The organism is Candidatus Methanosphaera massiliense, from assembly GCF_028890305.1.
GTDB lineage: Archaea > Methanobacteriota > Methanobacteria > Methanobacteriales > Methanobacteriaceae > Methanosphaera > Methanosphaera massiliense.
Genome location: NZ_JARBXM010000001.1, coordinates 1,248,545 through 1,264,542, shown reverse-complemented (window position 1 = coordinate 1,264,542; position 15,998 = coordinate 1,248,545). Strand labels below are relative to the sequence as shown.

15 protein-coding genes are annotated in these 15,998 nt (G+C 27.2%); 8 read left to right on the top strand and 7 right to left on the bottom strand.

The window, feature by feature from the left end:
* Positions 1 to 5: 5 nt before the first annotated feature.
* Together OTK55_RS06060 and OTK55_RS06055 are read right to left on the bottom strand one after the other, a co-directional pair.
* A complete protein-coding gene (locus OTK55_RS06060; protein WP_274871237.1) occupies positions 6 to 2,735 on the bottom strand; it encodes a bifunctional glycosyltransferase/CDP-glycerol:glycerophosphate glycerophosphotransferase in 2,730 nt (909 codons plus the stop codon).
* Positions 2,736 to 2,905: 170 nt separating this feature from the next.
* Positions 2,906 to 3,556, bottom strand: a complete 651-nt coding sequence (locus tag OTK55_RS06055; protein ID WP_274871235.1) for a queuosine precursor transporter — start codon at positions 3,554 to 3,556, stop codon at positions 2,906 to 2,908.
* Positions 3,557 to 3,837: 281 nt separating this feature from the next.
* Here OTK55_RS06055 and OTK55_RS06050 point away from each other — a divergent pair, with 281 nt between their 5' ends.
* The 3 genes from OTK55_RS06050 (at position 3,838) to OTK55_RS06040 (ending at position 5,650) form a co-directional block, all read left to right on the top strand.
* Positions 3,838 to 4,560 carry a hypothetical protein gene (locus OTK55_RS06050; protein ID WP_274871233.1) on the top strand — a complete coding sequence of 241 codons (723 nt, stop codon included), beginning with the start codon at positions 3,838 to 3,840 and terminating at the stop codon, positions 4,558 to 4,560.
* 142 nt (positions 4,561 to 4,702) lie between these two features.
* Entirely contained in the window at positions 4,703 to 5,293 is a 591-nt protein-coding gene (locus OTK55_RS06045; protein WP_274871232.1) for a flavodoxin family protein, read from the top strand.
* A 114-nt stretch (positions 5,294 to 5,407) separates the two neighbouring features.
* Positions 5,408 to 5,650 (top strand): hypothetical protein, encoded by a 243-nt coding sequence (locus OTK55_RS06040; RefSeq protein WP_274871231.1) that lies wholly within the window; start codon positions 5,408 to 5,410, stop codon positions 5,648 to 5,650.
* 70 nt (positions 5,651 to 5,720) lie between these two features.
* On the opposite strand, the gene OTK55_RS06035 is transcribed toward OTK55_RS06040, so the two are convergent.
* The 3 genes from OTK55_RS06035 to OTK55_RS06025 form a co-directional block, all read right to left on the bottom strand.
* Positions 5,721 to 6,458: a hypothetical protein gene (locus tag OTK55_RS06035; protein ID WP_274871230.1), complete on the bottom strand. Its 738-nt coding sequence runs from the start codon at positions 6,456 to 6,458 to the stop codon at positions 5,721 to 5,723.
* A gap of 124 nt (positions 6,459 to 6,582) precedes the next feature.
* Positions 6,583 to 7,725, bottom strand: a complete 1,143-nt coding sequence (locus tag OTK55_RS06030) for a pseudomurein-binding repeat-containing protein (RefSeq protein ID WP_274871228.1) — start codon at positions 7,723 to 7,725, stop codon at positions 6,583 to 6,585.
* Between the two features lie 25 nt (positions 7,726 to 7,750).
* Positions 7,751 to 8,287, bottom strand: a complete 537-nt coding sequence (locus OTK55_RS06025; RefSeq protein WP_274871226.1) for an LOG family protein — start codon at positions 8,285 to 8,287, stop codon at positions 7,751 to 7,753.
* Between the two features lie 226 nt (positions 8,288 to 8,513).
* Here OTK55_RS06025 and OTK55_RS06020 point away from each other — a divergent pair, with 226 nt between their 5' ends.
* The gene (locus tag OTK55_RS06020) at positions 8,514 to 8,678 is read left to right on the top strand and encodes a hypothetical protein (RefSeq protein WP_274871225.1); all 165 of its coding nucleotides are present in this window, start codon (positions 8,514 to 8,516) and stop codon (positions 8,676 to 8,678) included.
* 312 nt (positions 8,679 to 8,990) lie between these two features.
* On the opposite strand, the gene OTK55_RS06015 is transcribed toward OTK55_RS06020, so the two are convergent.
* Positions 8,991 to 9,200 carry a histone family protein gene (locus OTK55_RS06015; protein WP_274871223.1) on the bottom strand — a complete coding sequence of 70 codons (210 nt, stop codon included), beginning with the start codon at positions 9,198 to 9,200 and terminating at the stop codon, positions 8,991 to 8,993.
* 973 nt (positions 9,201 to 10,173) lie between these two features.
* Here OTK55_RS06015 and OTK55_RS06010 point away from each other — a divergent pair.
* Together OTK55_RS06010 and OTK55_RS06005 are read left to right on the top strand one after the other, a co-directional pair.
* A complete protein-coding gene (locus OTK55_RS06010; protein WP_274871222.1) occupies positions 10,174 to 10,839 on the top strand; it encodes a GltB/FmdC/FwdC-like GXGXG domain-containing protein in 666 nt (221 codons plus the stop codon).
* A gap of 18 nt (positions 10,840 to 10,857) precedes the next feature.
* Positions 10,858 to 12,105: an FMN-binding glutamate synthase family protein gene (locus OTK55_RS06005; RefSeq protein ID WP_274871221.1), complete on the top strand. Its 1,248-nt coding sequence runs from the start codon at positions 10,858 to 10,860 to the stop codon at positions 12,103 to 12,105.
* A 92-nt stretch (positions 12,106 to 12,197) separates the two neighbouring features.
* On the opposite strand, the gene OTK55_RS06000 is transcribed toward OTK55_RS06005, so the two are convergent.
* Complete coding sequence (locus OTK55_RS06000; protein WP_274871220.1) at positions 12,198 to 12,614, bottom strand: pyridoxamine 5'-phosphate oxidase family protein; 417 nt, start codon at positions 12,612 to 12,614, stop codon at positions 12,198 to 12,200.
* 204 nt (positions 12,615 to 12,818) lie between these two features.
* Here OTK55_RS06000 and OTK55_RS05995 point away from each other — a divergent pair, with 204 nt between their 5' ends.
* Positions 12,819 to 14,174 (top strand): hypothetical protein, encoded by a 1,356-nt coding sequence (locus OTK55_RS05995; RefSeq protein ID WP_274871219.1) that lies wholly within the window; start codon positions 12,819 to 12,821, stop codon positions 14,172 to 14,174.
* Between the two features lie 401 nt (positions 14,175 to 14,575).
* On the top strand, positions 14,576 to 15,718 hold the full coding sequence (locus OTK55_RS05990; protein ID WP_274871217.1) for a uroporphyrinogen decarboxylase family protein: 1,143 nt from the start codon (positions 14,576 to 14,578) through the stop codon (positions 15,716 to 15,718).
* Positions 15,719 to 15,998 lie beyond the last annotated feature (280 nt).

Here is a 15,998-nt window from a genome sequence, read left to right as displayed (position 1 = left end):
TACACCTAGTGATTCTTTATCCAATCATAGACACGCTGTGAATTATGTTTATCCTTAAATTTAAAAAACTGGTCAATTCTCTGTTTATATATATCTTCCATTTCACAATCATTTTCAAGATATTCAGCTATTTTATTAATTAATGATTTATCATTCATCTCAACACTACCAAATCCCATCTTATCATAATCAAAGTAACTTTTTGAGTGATGATAATCATTATTTGGATGATAATATATTACTGGTTTCTTTAAATATGCAAAATCAAAGAATACTGATGAGTAATCAGTGATTAATAATGATGATTCGCTGAATAATTCTTGATATAAATCATCTGTACTTAATCTAATATACTGATTAAATTTTATTAAATCAATATATCTTTTATTAGTTTTTTCGTTTATTTTATGCATTAAACGTGGATGTGGCTTGAATACTATTTTATAGCCATATTCTTTTGCTAATTTTATTAATCTTTCATCATTTAATAGATTGTTTAATTTAGTATAATATCCTGAATTTATGAATAAATCTTCATTTCCTTCAAGATAATCACGCCATGTTGGAATAATTAATATTTGTTTACATGGATGACTTTCCAGATTATCAAATCGTGGAAATCCTAGTGTTTGAATAATATTTTCATCATAATTATATCCATCATCCATAAATGAATCATGTTCTTTGTCAGATACTGTTACTATTAATGATAAGTTCTTATCATACTTTTTAAGATAAGGTGAAATGTTATCCTTTGTCACTCCATGTTGTAAAAAGTATATCTCAGCATTTCCAAGACCACTGATAAAATGTCTTTCATCCTTATTTGGACTGTATGAGAAAAATGGATTAATTACTGGTTCGTCAGGATGTGAAGTAATAATTTTATCTGCAAATAGGAATAATAATTTATGTTTTAGTGATTTGTAGGGTACTACTTCACCTAATCGTGATACTGGTTTAAATGTTTTAGAATCCTCTTCCACTATGAAATATTTTCTTATGTTATCATTACAAGTTAACGCGTGTTTAAATAGGTGTTCACCATTATCATCACCTTGCTCTGGACGATCCATGAAAAGATAAATTGGCTTTCTATATCCCTTTAAAAAATGTTTTAGTAGATATAATAGTTTAATTTTTAGAATTTCTTTGTATCCAAATTTTTTTTCTTGTAATATCTTTTTAAATATGCTTCTTTCATGTCTAAGTATTGAAAAGAAATCATATTTACTAATATAAAATGAATTATTTTTAAACAGTATAACTTTTGAATCTCTGACAGAGTATATGCTTGTTTTAGATAATCTTGCATTTTTTGAGAATTTTATTTCTAGATAATCAGAGATTAAGTTGTCCCTGCTGAAATTACTTGTATCTCCGTCAATGTGGTAATTCACTTTAATTTTGACTTGTGAATTCATTACAACATCTAATGGTATTTTTATGTCAAAATTGTAAATTAATGTCCATGGTATTGATAAGAATTTAACATTATCACGAGTTGGATAATGTACCATTTTTCCTAGATATCTATCTGAATTATTATTAATTACTGCTTGTATTGTTATTTTATCTGATTTAAAGTGAGTATGAGTATATCCCGATATATTTAGCGTGTTATTTTTAATTTCTATTATATCTATATGTAATGAATGGTCTTTAAGTTTATCTAATTGATGATCTGCTGACATTAATACAATATCATCATCTTTTATCTCATATCTTAGTTCTAAGTTTTTTAGATATATTAGGAATGATTTATGTTGGTTTGAAACTATACCTCTGTTATTAATTATAGCATCGTCTTCAATGTAACTAATTACATCATTCATTATCTTCCAAAATTCAGGTATTTCTCCTTTTTTATCAAAGACATATTTTAGGTTTGGAAGTTGTATTATCCACTGTAAATCATATGCTAATGTGTACTGGATAAATTCTGGAACATAACCTACCTTTGATATAGAATAGTTTATTAGTTCCATGAAATAGTTCTCTAATCTATCTGTATAACCTTCTTTTATCTTGTAGATAACATCTATTGTAGAACTAGCATCTTTTCTTTTTCGATAGTAGTATTGTGCAGAATTAACTACACCTAATGTTTTCTTGTTTAATAGAATCATATTTATAAGTAAAGCGTCCTCAGATCCTACCAAATCTGTTGAAAAAGTAAAGTCTTTAAGTACATCATATTTTATGAATGCAGAAGATGCGGATAATTGTGGATTATCTGGTTCTTCTAGTAAATCAATTATTCTAGTTGATTCATATTTATAATTTAGTTTATGAGGTTGTTCAATTCTACCAAATGAATAATATGGTATTGATACAACATCTGTTTTATCATAGTTTTCTAAAAAGAAGTAGTAAACATCCTCAAATGCGGATTCTGATATGTAGTCATCACTATCTAAGAAGTTAACAATCTTACCTCTAACATAGTTTAAACCATTATTACGAGCAGCGGACTGCCCCTGATTTTCCTGCGATATAACAATTATATTATCAGGATACTGTTCCTGGTAACTTCTCATGATATCCTCTGAATCATCAGTGCTACCATCATTAACCAATATAAGTTGTATATTTTCTCTAAAGCCTATTGTTTGATGTAGAATCGAATCAATAGCTTGATTCAGATAATTTTCTGTATTATATACAGCCATTATTACTGAAATCTTAAACGACTTATTATTCGGATTATTAATTGAATTTATGTTATTCGACAAAATAGTCTTTCCCCTTAATATTAAAATTATATTTTATTTTAATCTAGTCAATATAATCTTTATTAAAGGATTAATATATTTTTTCTTAGAATATATTGTGTATAAAAAAAGTATATAAAAAAATAAAAAAAGAATATGTTTAATAAAAATAGAATATCATTCCTATTTATTTATGCATTAACAGTATCTTCTGGTTTTCCTTTAGCAGCCCATTTAACTGTTCTAGCAGTGAATGGTTGTGCTATTACATTCCATATTAAACTGATTACCCAGTGACTGAATATCATGATAACTATGTCAATTACTGGTACAGATCCTATGAATGCTAATCCTATGAATATTATATTATCAATTAATTCACCAAGAGCTATTGCTCCTAAGTTTTTAATTTGTAAATAGGATGTTCCACGGTTTACAATTGTTGTTACTCTTGCATTTACAAGGTTACCTGCTAGATAACTGATGTATGATGCTATTAGTATTCTAGGTGTTTGTGTAAATACAAATTGTAAACTTGAATCACCTGTATAGAATGCTGGTGATGGTAATACTAATATTAATGTTGTCATGAATACGAATAATACATCAGCAGCTATACCTAGTGCTAAAGTTTTTTGTGCTGTTTTTTCACCATATACTTCTGTAATTACATTTGTTAAAATATAAACTAATGGATAAATAAGTACTCCTGCTGGTACTTCTAATCCTAAAAAGTGTAAATCTATAATTTTAACAGTAATTAGATTTGATATTGTGAATGCCATACAAAAGAATACTGTAATGATTATCTGTTTTTCTGTGAAATCAAAATTCCAATTCATTATAATCATTACACCTTTAATTAGTAAATATAAACAATTTTCTTTAACTGAAATATGTATATTAGATATTAACCTAAAAAAAATAGTTTATATCCCTTAGTTTGAATTATCCATAAATTTCTATTATTGAAAATTTATATAGATTATATAAAGGTATAATACTATTATGTAATACCTTATTATTAAATTTTAACCATGATTTCAATTCAATTTTTCTTTAATTAATAAAATAACAATAAGTATATAAAAGATGAAACTACTATATATTAAAGGTTAAGATAATGAAAGCAAATTATAATAATATGAATAATAATTTTAATATTAATAACATGATTAAATGGATTTATCTATTATCATTCCTATTTCAATGGTCAATTATATCAATGATAATAAATCTATTTACATGGGGATTTCTAACAATACCCTTACTAGTAGTAATCCTCCTTGACTTTATCTCAATGTATAAAATGGATAATAAAACAATCAAAAAACCATCATTTATACTATCTAAACTATGGAGTTTGATTGATTACTTTGTAAAACCTGAAAATAATTATCCTGGAAGTACAAGTAGATTTACAAGATTCTTCAATAATCTCAGTATAAAAGTTCAGAATACCGTCAACAGTATTAATAATAATTACAACAATTTAAAAGATAGTTATCATAACTTCATTAATGATAAAAGAAAATACAGAAAAGAACGTGCAAGAAATAAGTTTAGTGATGAAGTAGGTAATAAAATCACTGTAGAATATATTGAAGAGGGTAAGATACATAAAAAATCATTTAAGTATAAGGATAGATTACAAACTTACATTAAAGTACTTGAAAGTAATGGTTATAAAAATTATGCTGAGTATAACCTAGATATTAGTCAGGGCTATGCATATCTAATAGTAAATAATAATCGAGATATTATTGATATGAATAACTATACTATTAAAATTAACCATAATTCCCCTGATTACCATTTAATTGTAGATGGTTGGCATAACCAATAAGGAGGATTAATTTTTAATCCTTTATAAACTTTTTTTTATAAAAACCCGCGCTATGTAAACTAATTTTTAATTTTAAAGACTAATTTATTTTAATAAAGTTTATTAATTTCATAATTTAATCTTTTAAATAGAAGGTGATTTAATGAAAGCAGTAACTTTAATAACTTCATGTAGACGTAATGGAAATTCTAAGAAAATTGTGGATAGATTAACCATTGGAATTGAAGATGCTGGAGGATCTAATGAGGTTTTATTCCTTGATGATTATAACATTCACTGTTGTACCGGCTGTGGAAAGTGCAAGCAAGGTGGTGGATGTGTATTAAATGATGATTTAAATGAACTTCTTGATAAGATTAGAGCATCTGATTATTTCATATTCTCAGCACCAATATATTTCGGTGATTTAGCAGGACAATCAAAGATATTTCTTGATAGAATGGGCTCTGCAGGTAGTGACCCTGAGTTAGAAATGAAAGAGAAGAAAACAGCTATTGTGCTAACACATTTTTCAGATACTATAAACGATTTTGTCATAGAAAATACTCATAGAGGTATAGTGACTGCTAACTTTAAAGTTAATAAGATTATTGATGTTGGGGGATTGCTAGGAAAACAATTTACTGAGGATGAACTTGAAGGCTATGAAGATATTGGATATGAATTAGAAGATTATGAGATTATTCCTCATAAATTAGATTTAATTAATAATACTGTTGATGATAGTCTTTAATTATTTTTTGTAGAAAAAATATAGTAAAAGTTTATCTTTAGATAAAAAAAGTATAAAGTTTTAATACTATAAATAATATAACTATTGTTATTAAAATAATTGGAAGAATAAAAAATGAACAAATTCGACATAGATGGAAAAAAAATAGAAGAAGATCAAAATAATTATCTAAAAGAAACATTTGACCTACCAGAGTTCACCGGTGACTACGAAGATATTTACTTCTACCTAGTAGGATTCTACACGAAAACAATAGTAAATATAACAAACCCTGATAAAATAGATCCACTACTAATAGATGCTTTCCAAAGAGCATCAGATGAAAACGATCTTGTATCAGTAAATATAGAAGAGTAATTACATAACCAATTACCCTTCTTTCACCATACTCATTTTTTAAAAAAAAAATAATAATTAATGAAAGTTATTATTCCATTAATTTAAGATAATCCTTACCTAATTCTCGTATAATTTTCTTATTCTTTTTGATTTGTTTATAATCCATTGTAAACAAGTTATCAATCATTTTATCCTCTGGAAGACTTTCAAGTACATCTATAACACCATTTACTAATGTATCATACACTTTAGCAATCTCATCTATATCCTTATCAAAATCCATCTCCTCATTTTCAGTATACGTAATCATTGATAAGATATTATCCTGAAAATAACTTGGTAGATATAGTAAGATTTCATCTTTATTAGCATACTTAAAAAAAACCTCTCTTTGAATCATATAACAATCAATCCAATTAACTAATCTATCCACAGGAGTATACCATGAATTACCATTTTTAGTGCTGAAAGGCTTTAATGTTAAAAGATATTCCTTATTATTACTTTCTCTAAGAAATTTTTCTGTTAACGAAATTTGTTTGTCATGACTGTCAGCTTCTAAAACTGTGCAATATTCAATATTTTGCTTAAGTACATCTAATGCATAATTTTTCATGCTCTCAAATCCATACATTTCATACATCAACAATTCCTGCTTTGCTGTTAAACGTGGATTTAATAAGCCTCTAGCATTCTGACGATGATTAGCCATATGTTTTCTTAAATTCTTCTTATATTCACTATCAGTATAATCAAGTTCTTTAATAAAATTATAACGTTTAATTGCCTTATCTTTCTTATATAAATCAATATTATTATTACTCATAATTGTCCTCTATTAGAATTAGTTTATGGATTATTTGAGTATTTATCTAAAATATTATATAATCTATTTCATTACAATAATAAATAAAAAAATAGAATTTTTAAAAAAAATAGAAGCGAAAAATCTAATATCTTCTTCGTCTTCTTCTAAATAGTCTTCTAATAGTTCCAAGAACTATTATTATAGCACCAATTATTATTATGTATTGTCCATATTCTGCTAATGGATCATTATTTAATTTAGTAAACTCTGTATCATGACTGAAATCCATATGTCTTCCATCAGTATGATTTGCTGTTAATTTAGCAAAGTTATATACTAAGTCATAATATCCTATATGAGCACCTTTATAGTCAATGGAATCAGGAGCTCTACCATTTTCATCCATGTAATTCTTTACAATTGAAGCCATTTCCATGTATTCGTAAATTGAATATGATTTTTGGGTAAAGGATGAGTGATTCATTGGAGAACTTGGCTGTTCATAGTCTTTTGGCTGCTCTAAACCATTACCATTAAGATAAGAACTTGTCATGTATAATACTTGTGGTGCAGTATAGGAATTGTATGTACCATTCATACTCGTATCATTATCGTCAAGTAAGCTTTGACTTGCCTCAGCCATTACAGAAGGACGTAATGTATGATTAACTATTAAATTACTATCATATGTTTTACTACTACTAGCATTATTTTCTATGTCATTTACAATTTGTTGAGCAATATATCTGTTAACATCATCATTAGATGAGGTATATGATCCCTCACTACCGGCATCAGGATATTCCTGTAACGGTTGAATATAGCTAATACCTGCATCATTCAGGAATTTTCCTGGTGAATTAATACCTGCAAATGTTGTACTAGAATAATTATCATCCCATGCACGTCTTACAAAACTAACATTATCTAAGTTTACATCACCAGTATTTACAAAGATAATTTGCTTATCAGTATTCTGTGCTGCCTGTGCAAGTACTATAAAGTTTCCTGAACATGATGCTGCCATAGTTACACTTACATCGCTGTCACTTTCAATAGCCCGTGTTCCTTCACCGGGACTTGGTGCTTGACTATCAACAGTAACTTGTATACTGCCATTACTAAGGTCTTCAACATAATTCTTTATAGAATTCATCATTGTAATATCATTATCCTGTGAACCTACATGATCTGATGTAAGAAAAACTGATGTAGCACTCACTCCTTGAGCAGTGAATGATATAAAGATAATACTAATTAATAATACTACTTGATACTTCTTCATATTTCAACTCCTATATTTTTAATAATTAATCTGTATTAATATAATTTAATATTTCATCTATTGATGTTGCAACTTCATATAATTTTGTATCATTCTCAGATATAGTCTTTTCTTTTTTCATGTGACTCATCATATCCAGTAATACATCATAATATCCATCAATATTAAACATTATGATTGGTTTTTCATGTTTTTCCAGTTTTTTTAATGTTATTATCTGAAAAAATTCATCTAATGTACCTATTCCACCAGGTGCTATTATAAACAAGTCTGAATTTGTGAGAAATAGCCTTTTTCTTTCATCCATAGTGGAAGTAGATATTAATTTATCACAATAATCATATAACTCCTCAAACTTATCCATCCAATCAGGAGCTATTCCAATTATTTTACCATTATTATCATGCATACCTCTTGCTACAGCGCCCATCATTCCATTATTTCCTGCGCCAAATACTAGGGTATGATTTTCTTGAGCTAATCTTTCTCCTAACTGGTATCCAACATCTAAATATTTCTTGTTTAACTTAGCACTACCAGCACCGTATAAACATATTCTCATATAAATTTCCTCTTATAATAATATCATGATTTTATTTTAATAGCCCTTGTTAAAAAAATTTATAATTTAATATCCCTTAATTAATAATTTAAATTAAAAATTATATAAAGTTAATAAGTATTAAAAGAAGTAATAATCATTATTCTGTTTAATAATAATATTAATCATATACCCTTAATGGTTACTTTTAAATATTTTGATAAAGAGAATTTAAATCGGTGAAATAATGGCTGATATTGAAATAACAAAAATGCATAATGGTAAAACAGAAATACCAAAAGAGATAATTAATAAATTTGAAATGGATGAAACTAGTTTAATTGAATGGAGTGTAACTAGAAACGGCGACGTTGTGTTACATATTCGTCCAGATGTTAAATTAGCTCCTTAAGACTATAAAATAAAATTTAAATTTAACTACTATGAATAAGAAATGGGATATTTTAATTAAATAATCCAATTTGATTATTCGTATACTCTTTTTTTACTAAATTACATTTAATTACATTATTTTTACTAGAATTATTGACAATTATCTAAAAAATAGTAGACTACTTACTTAATTAATGATTATTTTATTAATTTAAGTAATAAATCTTGATTAATTATTGTTAATCCTGAAAAGTTTTTAATAAAAAAAATTTAAAAAAGAATCAGAATATAAAAAAATATATCTATATGATTAAATAAAAAACAGTTGCAGCTATAGATTATTATTTATTACTAATTTAATATCCTCTGCTTTAACTGTTTTTCTTCCAGCGTGTTTAGCATAAGGAACTGCCTCTTTACCAACTTCTTCACCGATTTCTTCTAGTACCTTTGCTAATTCAATTTTAGCATCATCACTTACACGTGTAGCACCAGCTTTTTTCAGTAATTTTCCCATAGTTGCTTTTGGTAATTCTGTCATGTTATCACCTCTAATTATCTATATTGTATTATCCTCTTTAAATTATATAACTGTTTTTATAATAAAAATTAAGACATGTAATCCAATTGAATTAAATTATAACAGTTTATAAACTAATAATAAAGTTAAATCTTTTAAGATAGTCTTTAATAATTATACGACTACTGAAATTTATCTTCATTTAATAATCTTTTCCATAATTATTAGTTGTTTTATCAAAGAATTATGTATAATAAATTTAATTTTATGAAAAAAATAGATGATATAGTATAAAGCTGATTATTATATTTAAGAGTTAAAATAATAGGTTTTTCCGAGGTGAACTAAAAAACATGACTATATTCCTTCGGAAAACTATAATATTAAATTTTCATATAGATAATAAAAATTAATAATCAAAACCTATTATAATTTTTTAACTCTGTAATAATTTAAGGATAACTAAATATATAAAATTATTGAATTAATTTTACTTAATTAAATTTATATCTCTTAAAAATAAAATTTAAGCGATTAAAATTAACTTTTTTTATTTATTTTACTATGCATTAAACTGAAAGATACTATTTACAAACTCTTAATATTAAAAATTAAAAGTTATTATAAACAATCGGAATTATTTAAACTTTATTGATAATTAAATTACATTCAAATTTCCTATATCCTTTTAAAAAATAATACTAACACTATAATTATTCTTAAACATGAAAAAGATATTATAATACTTATAATTTCTTAAATATAACATCTTAACACCCCTTATATTAAAAAAATAATATATATTAAAATAGACAAAAACATTATATAACCACATAAATTATTTAAAAAAATAAGTTATATAATTATACAATTTACAATAATATAAAATATTATTAAACAAATTAACATTTTTAAATGAAATTTATGAGGTATTATTTAATAACAACACTTTGGGACTATATGTTATTAAAAAGAAAATTATGAGGAGAAAAATATGGCAAAAGTAGAAATCTCAGGTGTAGATTTAACAACACGTGATGTAAATACTTCTATAAAAGATGCTATAACAAGCAATGAAAAAGAAATAACCATAAAAGATGTAGAATCTTTAAATTCTATAGCAGTAGGTATACAATCTGAAGCAAACATAGAATTAAACGGTGATTTTGGAGATTTTATTGGTGCTCTAAATGATGGAGCAGAAATAACTATTAATGGATCAGTTAACAAATACCTTGGAGACAACATGACCGAAGGAGAAATTATTCTCAACGGTGGAGCTGGAGACGGCGTAGGATTTGGTAAATGTAACGGAAACATAGTAGTTAGAGGAAATGCTGGAGACGGTGTAGGTCAATTACACAAAAATGGTGTAATATTAATTGATGGAAATATTGGTAAAACAGCAGGACTATACATGCTAGATGGTGACATAATCATCACAGGAAACTCAAGTAAAGACTTAGGAGACTGGATGATTGGTGGAGCAATCTACATAGCAGGATCATACCAACTTGGATACAACGCTAAAGAAACAGAACTAACAGAAGAGGATAAAGACAAGCTCAACAGTCTCTTCAAACAATATGATATAGACCAAAAAGCTGAGAATTTCACAAAAATTGTGAAAGATCAATTAAGACCATTCTATGGTAAATAAAATTAAGAGGTAATATAAATGGCAGATAAAAAAATGGCAGCATTAGATGCAGGAGCAATTTATAGTAAACAAACCATAGAGGACATACACACTAAAGCTCAAACTGGAAACTATAAAATAAGAGGATTTGGAAGGTCAAAAGACGTGCCAAAATTTGATGATATAGTAATATTACCAGCACAAGCTTCAATAGCACCAGTAGACAAATACCGAGAACCATGTAACACAAAAGTAAAACTAGGTACAAGATTTGCTAAAAAACCATTAGAAGCAGATACCCCTGTACTAATAGGTGGTATGTCTTTCGGTGCATTATCCAAAGAAGCAAAATTAGGATTAGCAAAAGGTTCAGCTATGGTAGGTTCAGTAGCAAACACTGGTGAAGGTGGAATGCTTCCAGAAGAAAGAGAATTATCAGATAAATTAGTAGTACAGTACTCCTCTGGTAGATTTGGAGTATCAGCTAAATATTTAAATGCTGGAGATGCAGTAGAAGTAAAAATAGGACAAGGTGCAAAACCTGGTATGGGCGGACACTTAATGGCAGAAAAAGTAAGTCCAGAAGTAGCTAAAATCAGAGAAATACCGGAAGGAACTGATGCATTAAGTCCATGCAGATTCCTTGACTCACAAAGCAAAGAAGAATTAGCAGAACACATCGAATTAATAAGAGAAGTTACAGACTGGGAAGTTCCTATTATTGTTAAATTAGGTCCTGGAAGAGTAGATGAAGATGTTAAAATTGCATATGAAGTAGGAGCAGATATAATTGCACTTGATGGAATGGAAGGAGGAACAGGTGCTTCCCCTGAAATTGTATCCGAGGAAACTGGTGTACCAACTATCCCTGCACTAGCTTTAGCTGTAAAAACATTAGAGGAAATTGGTGCTAAGGATGATGTAGACCTTATTATTACAGGTGGAATCAGAAATGGTGCAGATGTAGCTAAAGCATTAGCAATGGGTGCAGATGCTGTATATATAGCAACCGCTTCTATGATTGCAATGGGATGTATTGGATGTAGAAATTGTTCCAAAGGAACTTGTCCTGTAGGTATTGCAACACAAAATCCTAAACTAAGAACATTAGATGTTGATGAAGCAGCTGAACATGTTGCTAATTATATTAATGCTATTACTGAAGAAGCAAAAATGTTAGCACAGCTTGCTGGTCATGATGATTTATCAAAACTTAATAGAACTGATCTTAGAGTATTAAGTAATGATGTTAAAGCAATGACAGGACTAAAATTAGTAGGAGAATAATTTTTATTCTCTTATTATTTATTTTCTAACTACACAAAAAAAGATAAAAAGAAGTAAATTTTATTATTAGGACTATTTTTTTTAATATTAATTTAATCTAGGAAGTTATATGTTTCTATAATTCCATTCATATCTCTAATCTCAGCTGTTGCTTTAGATATGTGGAATATTACTGGTGTAAGATCTGAATTTTCACCATACATTTTCTTTAGCATTGGCATTTTTTCAAATGCTTTATTTAAAAGACGTTTATCTTCATCCTCATCAAATACTACTTTTCCGTAATATCTCATAAATTCTTGTCCATTACGTGCTAGAAATTCCACGTTACTATTTCTTAGCATTTGGTCATATAGATTTTTGAATGTTCCTGTTAGAAAATATATTTGTCCATCAACTAACATTCTGAATCCTATTGGTCTTATTTTAGGTTTTTCACCATCCTCTGTTGATAAATATAATACACCTGCTTTTTCCATGAAATCATAAACTTTTTCTCTGCTTGTCAAATTGCTCACCTTTTTTTTATTCTTATCTATTTAAACATGTGTTATTTACTTATATATACCCCTTTTTAATTAGTACAGATTTACTTCATTCTATAAATAATATGATTTATATGAATTATTTTCGTATTTTAATAATAATGATTTTAAATATTTATTAATATATACATATAAATAATTAACAAATAATTATAGGGAAGATAAACTATGCAAAGATGTCCATACTGTGGTCAACTAAATGATGATTTTGAAGATCGATGTATATACTGCGGTGAATTATTGTACATTGCAGTAGAACATGATGATAACCAATATGACAGAGAACGTGATAATGATGATGATAGCCATAGGTATGCAGATCGAATAGCACAAGAATTAATAGATGATGAACGTAGAAGACAAGAGAAATTAAAACATCAAAGAAATGATTTAGTAAAAGATATTGATGACTTAGATGACTTTGCAAAAGAATTATTACGTCCAGAAAGTAATTCTGATATTACAGATGAGGAGGAAGATTTCTTCTATAAACCGGAAGAATCTCCATATGAAATAGAACAAGAACAGAAGGAAATACCTGTACAGGATCATGATAATCAAATCAAAGAAGAACAAATAGTTCAGGAAGAAGATGAATTATCGGATGATTTAATTGATGAAGATTCTTTTGATGATAATTTTCTAATAGGTGAAGAAAAGTATGCTAGTTTATCTAGAGAAGAATTAAATCTTCTTAAAGATGAATTCAGAGGAAAAATTAAAAGAAACAAGAAACTTGAAAATAGCTTAGGTCTAAGATTTAATAATATAGAATTAGATATTGATGATGATAAAATAGTTACTATCAGTGGTAAAGTTTCTATTAATAAAAAGCTAGATAATGGTAAAGTTTTACAGATTTCAGTCATATGTTTTAACAAGGAAGGTAATAAGACTGAAAAGGAAAATACTATTGTTGAGATTAACAAGTTGTATGATTTAAGTCCTTTTGATATTGAATTTAAACCAGACTTCTTTGATACTAGTATAATTATTATCTTACCTGAAATTGTTGATAAACAGTTTGATATTAAACCTAAACAGAAAATAGCAACAAATAAACCTAAACAGAAAACAGTTTCAAACAAACCTAAAGAAAAAATTAATGAAACAGTTAAAAATAAACAGACACATAAAAAGCATTCATCTAATAAACAAAAATTAATTAATAATAAACCAAAAAGAAGACAAAATAATGTTTATTCTACTGTTAACTCAATATTCATTGAACAAATGCATGATATTGAACACAAAATAGGTATGAATATAACAAACACTTCTATTATATCAAATTCACCTGATAAATTATCAATTGTAGGTGAAATTTATATCAAAAATCCAGATAAGTATGAAAAAATAAAAATTGCAGCAACCTGTTATGATAAAAACAGTAAAATAATAGGAACTGAAAGCACATTCATTAACACAAAATTATATCTTGGTTTCGATACTTTGAACATTGAAATACAAAATATTCCAGTAGAACAAATTGAACGAATTAGATTATATCCTACTTTCCAATAAATTTTACTAATTTTTTTTATTATTTTTTTTATATTGTTTAAAAATATATTATCATGACTTCTTAAAAATTATCATGAGATGATTATTTTATCATCACAACAAAAAATTATTAGATGAATATTAATTTATTATTAGTCTAGAAAATTATCAATAGTTCTTTATTTAATCATTAACGTTCAATTTTATCTTATTTTAGTACAAATCCTTTATATAGTACGTTATTCATAATTATAAGTATGAATTTGACAGGATAAAAACAATCAGAATTGAATTATCTGGAAGAAAATATTGAAATCCCAATCAATAACAAAAATAAAAAATTTAACCTCAAACAAATGAATAAAAATAAGTTTTTATCTAGTTAGATTCAACTCTTAAAAATGGATAAAGGAGAGATCAAAATGGATTTAATTGAAAACTTAGAAAATGCATTTGCAGGAAAAGAAGTAGAAAAAGTTCCAGCTGCAAGTATAGTATCTGTAGCATTAATTGAAGGAATGGAAAGAACAGGAGCAGGATTCCCAGCATCACACACTGATGCAGAAAAAATGGTAACACTCGGAGAAAGTGCACATAAATATGCAGGCGTAGAAAGTATTAACCTACCATTTGACCTTGCAATAGAAGCAGAAGCAATGGGTTGTGAAGTAGATTTAAGAGATGCTAATGAACACATACCAGAAATCACAGCATCACCGTTCTTTGATGATTTATCAAGCGTAGAACTAAATGATGATTTCCTAAGTAGTGGAAGAATACCTGTAGTAGCTAAAGCATGTCAAATAGCAAGAGAAAAATACCCTGATGTTCCGCTAATATCTGGTCAAATTGGACCATTCACATTACTTGGTCAAATAGTTGGTATTGAATATCTTATGAAATGTCTTGCAACAGAACCAGAAGCAGTAAAAGAAGGAGTAAACATATGTGCTGATGCAGTAATCGAAGTCGTAAAAGCATATAATGATCTTGATTTACAAGGAGATTGTATGTACGAACCATCCATTGCAGCAGATCTCCTTCCACCAGAAATGTTTAATGAAATTGTAAGATATCCGTTAAAAAGAATATCTAAAGCAGCAGACTTCAACATAGTATTACACGTATGTGGAGATACAACACCAATCCTAAAAAACACACTTGATGTAGGATATAATGGATTCTCCTTTGAAGACAGTGTAAATGTAAAAGAAGCAAATCAAATAAAATATGATTTAGATAGTAACACCCAATTAGTTGGAAATGTTGCAACAGATTCCCTATTCAAAGGTGATTTAGAAAGTATTAGACTAGAAACATTTAAAGCACTTGACAGAGGAATTGACATATTAGGTTCTTCATGTTGTGTACCACCAGGCTCACCACTAAAAGCAATGGAGGCTATGGTAAAAGCAAGAGACGAATACTATGAAAAAGGTATGGAAGTAAAACGTGAAGAAAACGAAAAAGCATTATCCTGGAAACCAGTATATGTAGAGGAACCATTACCAGTGGCAAACTGTCATGAGTTACCAGAACTAAGAAATAAAGTATTAAAAATATAATAAAATAAAAGTAAACATTTAAAAACACTCCCCCATAAACTCCCACTCGAAATACATTTCCATATTTTTTTATGGAATAACCTTCCATAAATTTTTTTTAATATTTTTTATAAACTCCTAATTTTTTTTATATAACCTTCAACTTCTTCTACATGATTAAGATAACTTTACTTAAAAATAGTTTCATATAAATTAGATATATTTCAATGAATTTAATTGTATAAAATTACATGTTTTTATAATCTGCTATAAAGTTTAACAGATAAACATTTTATCATTA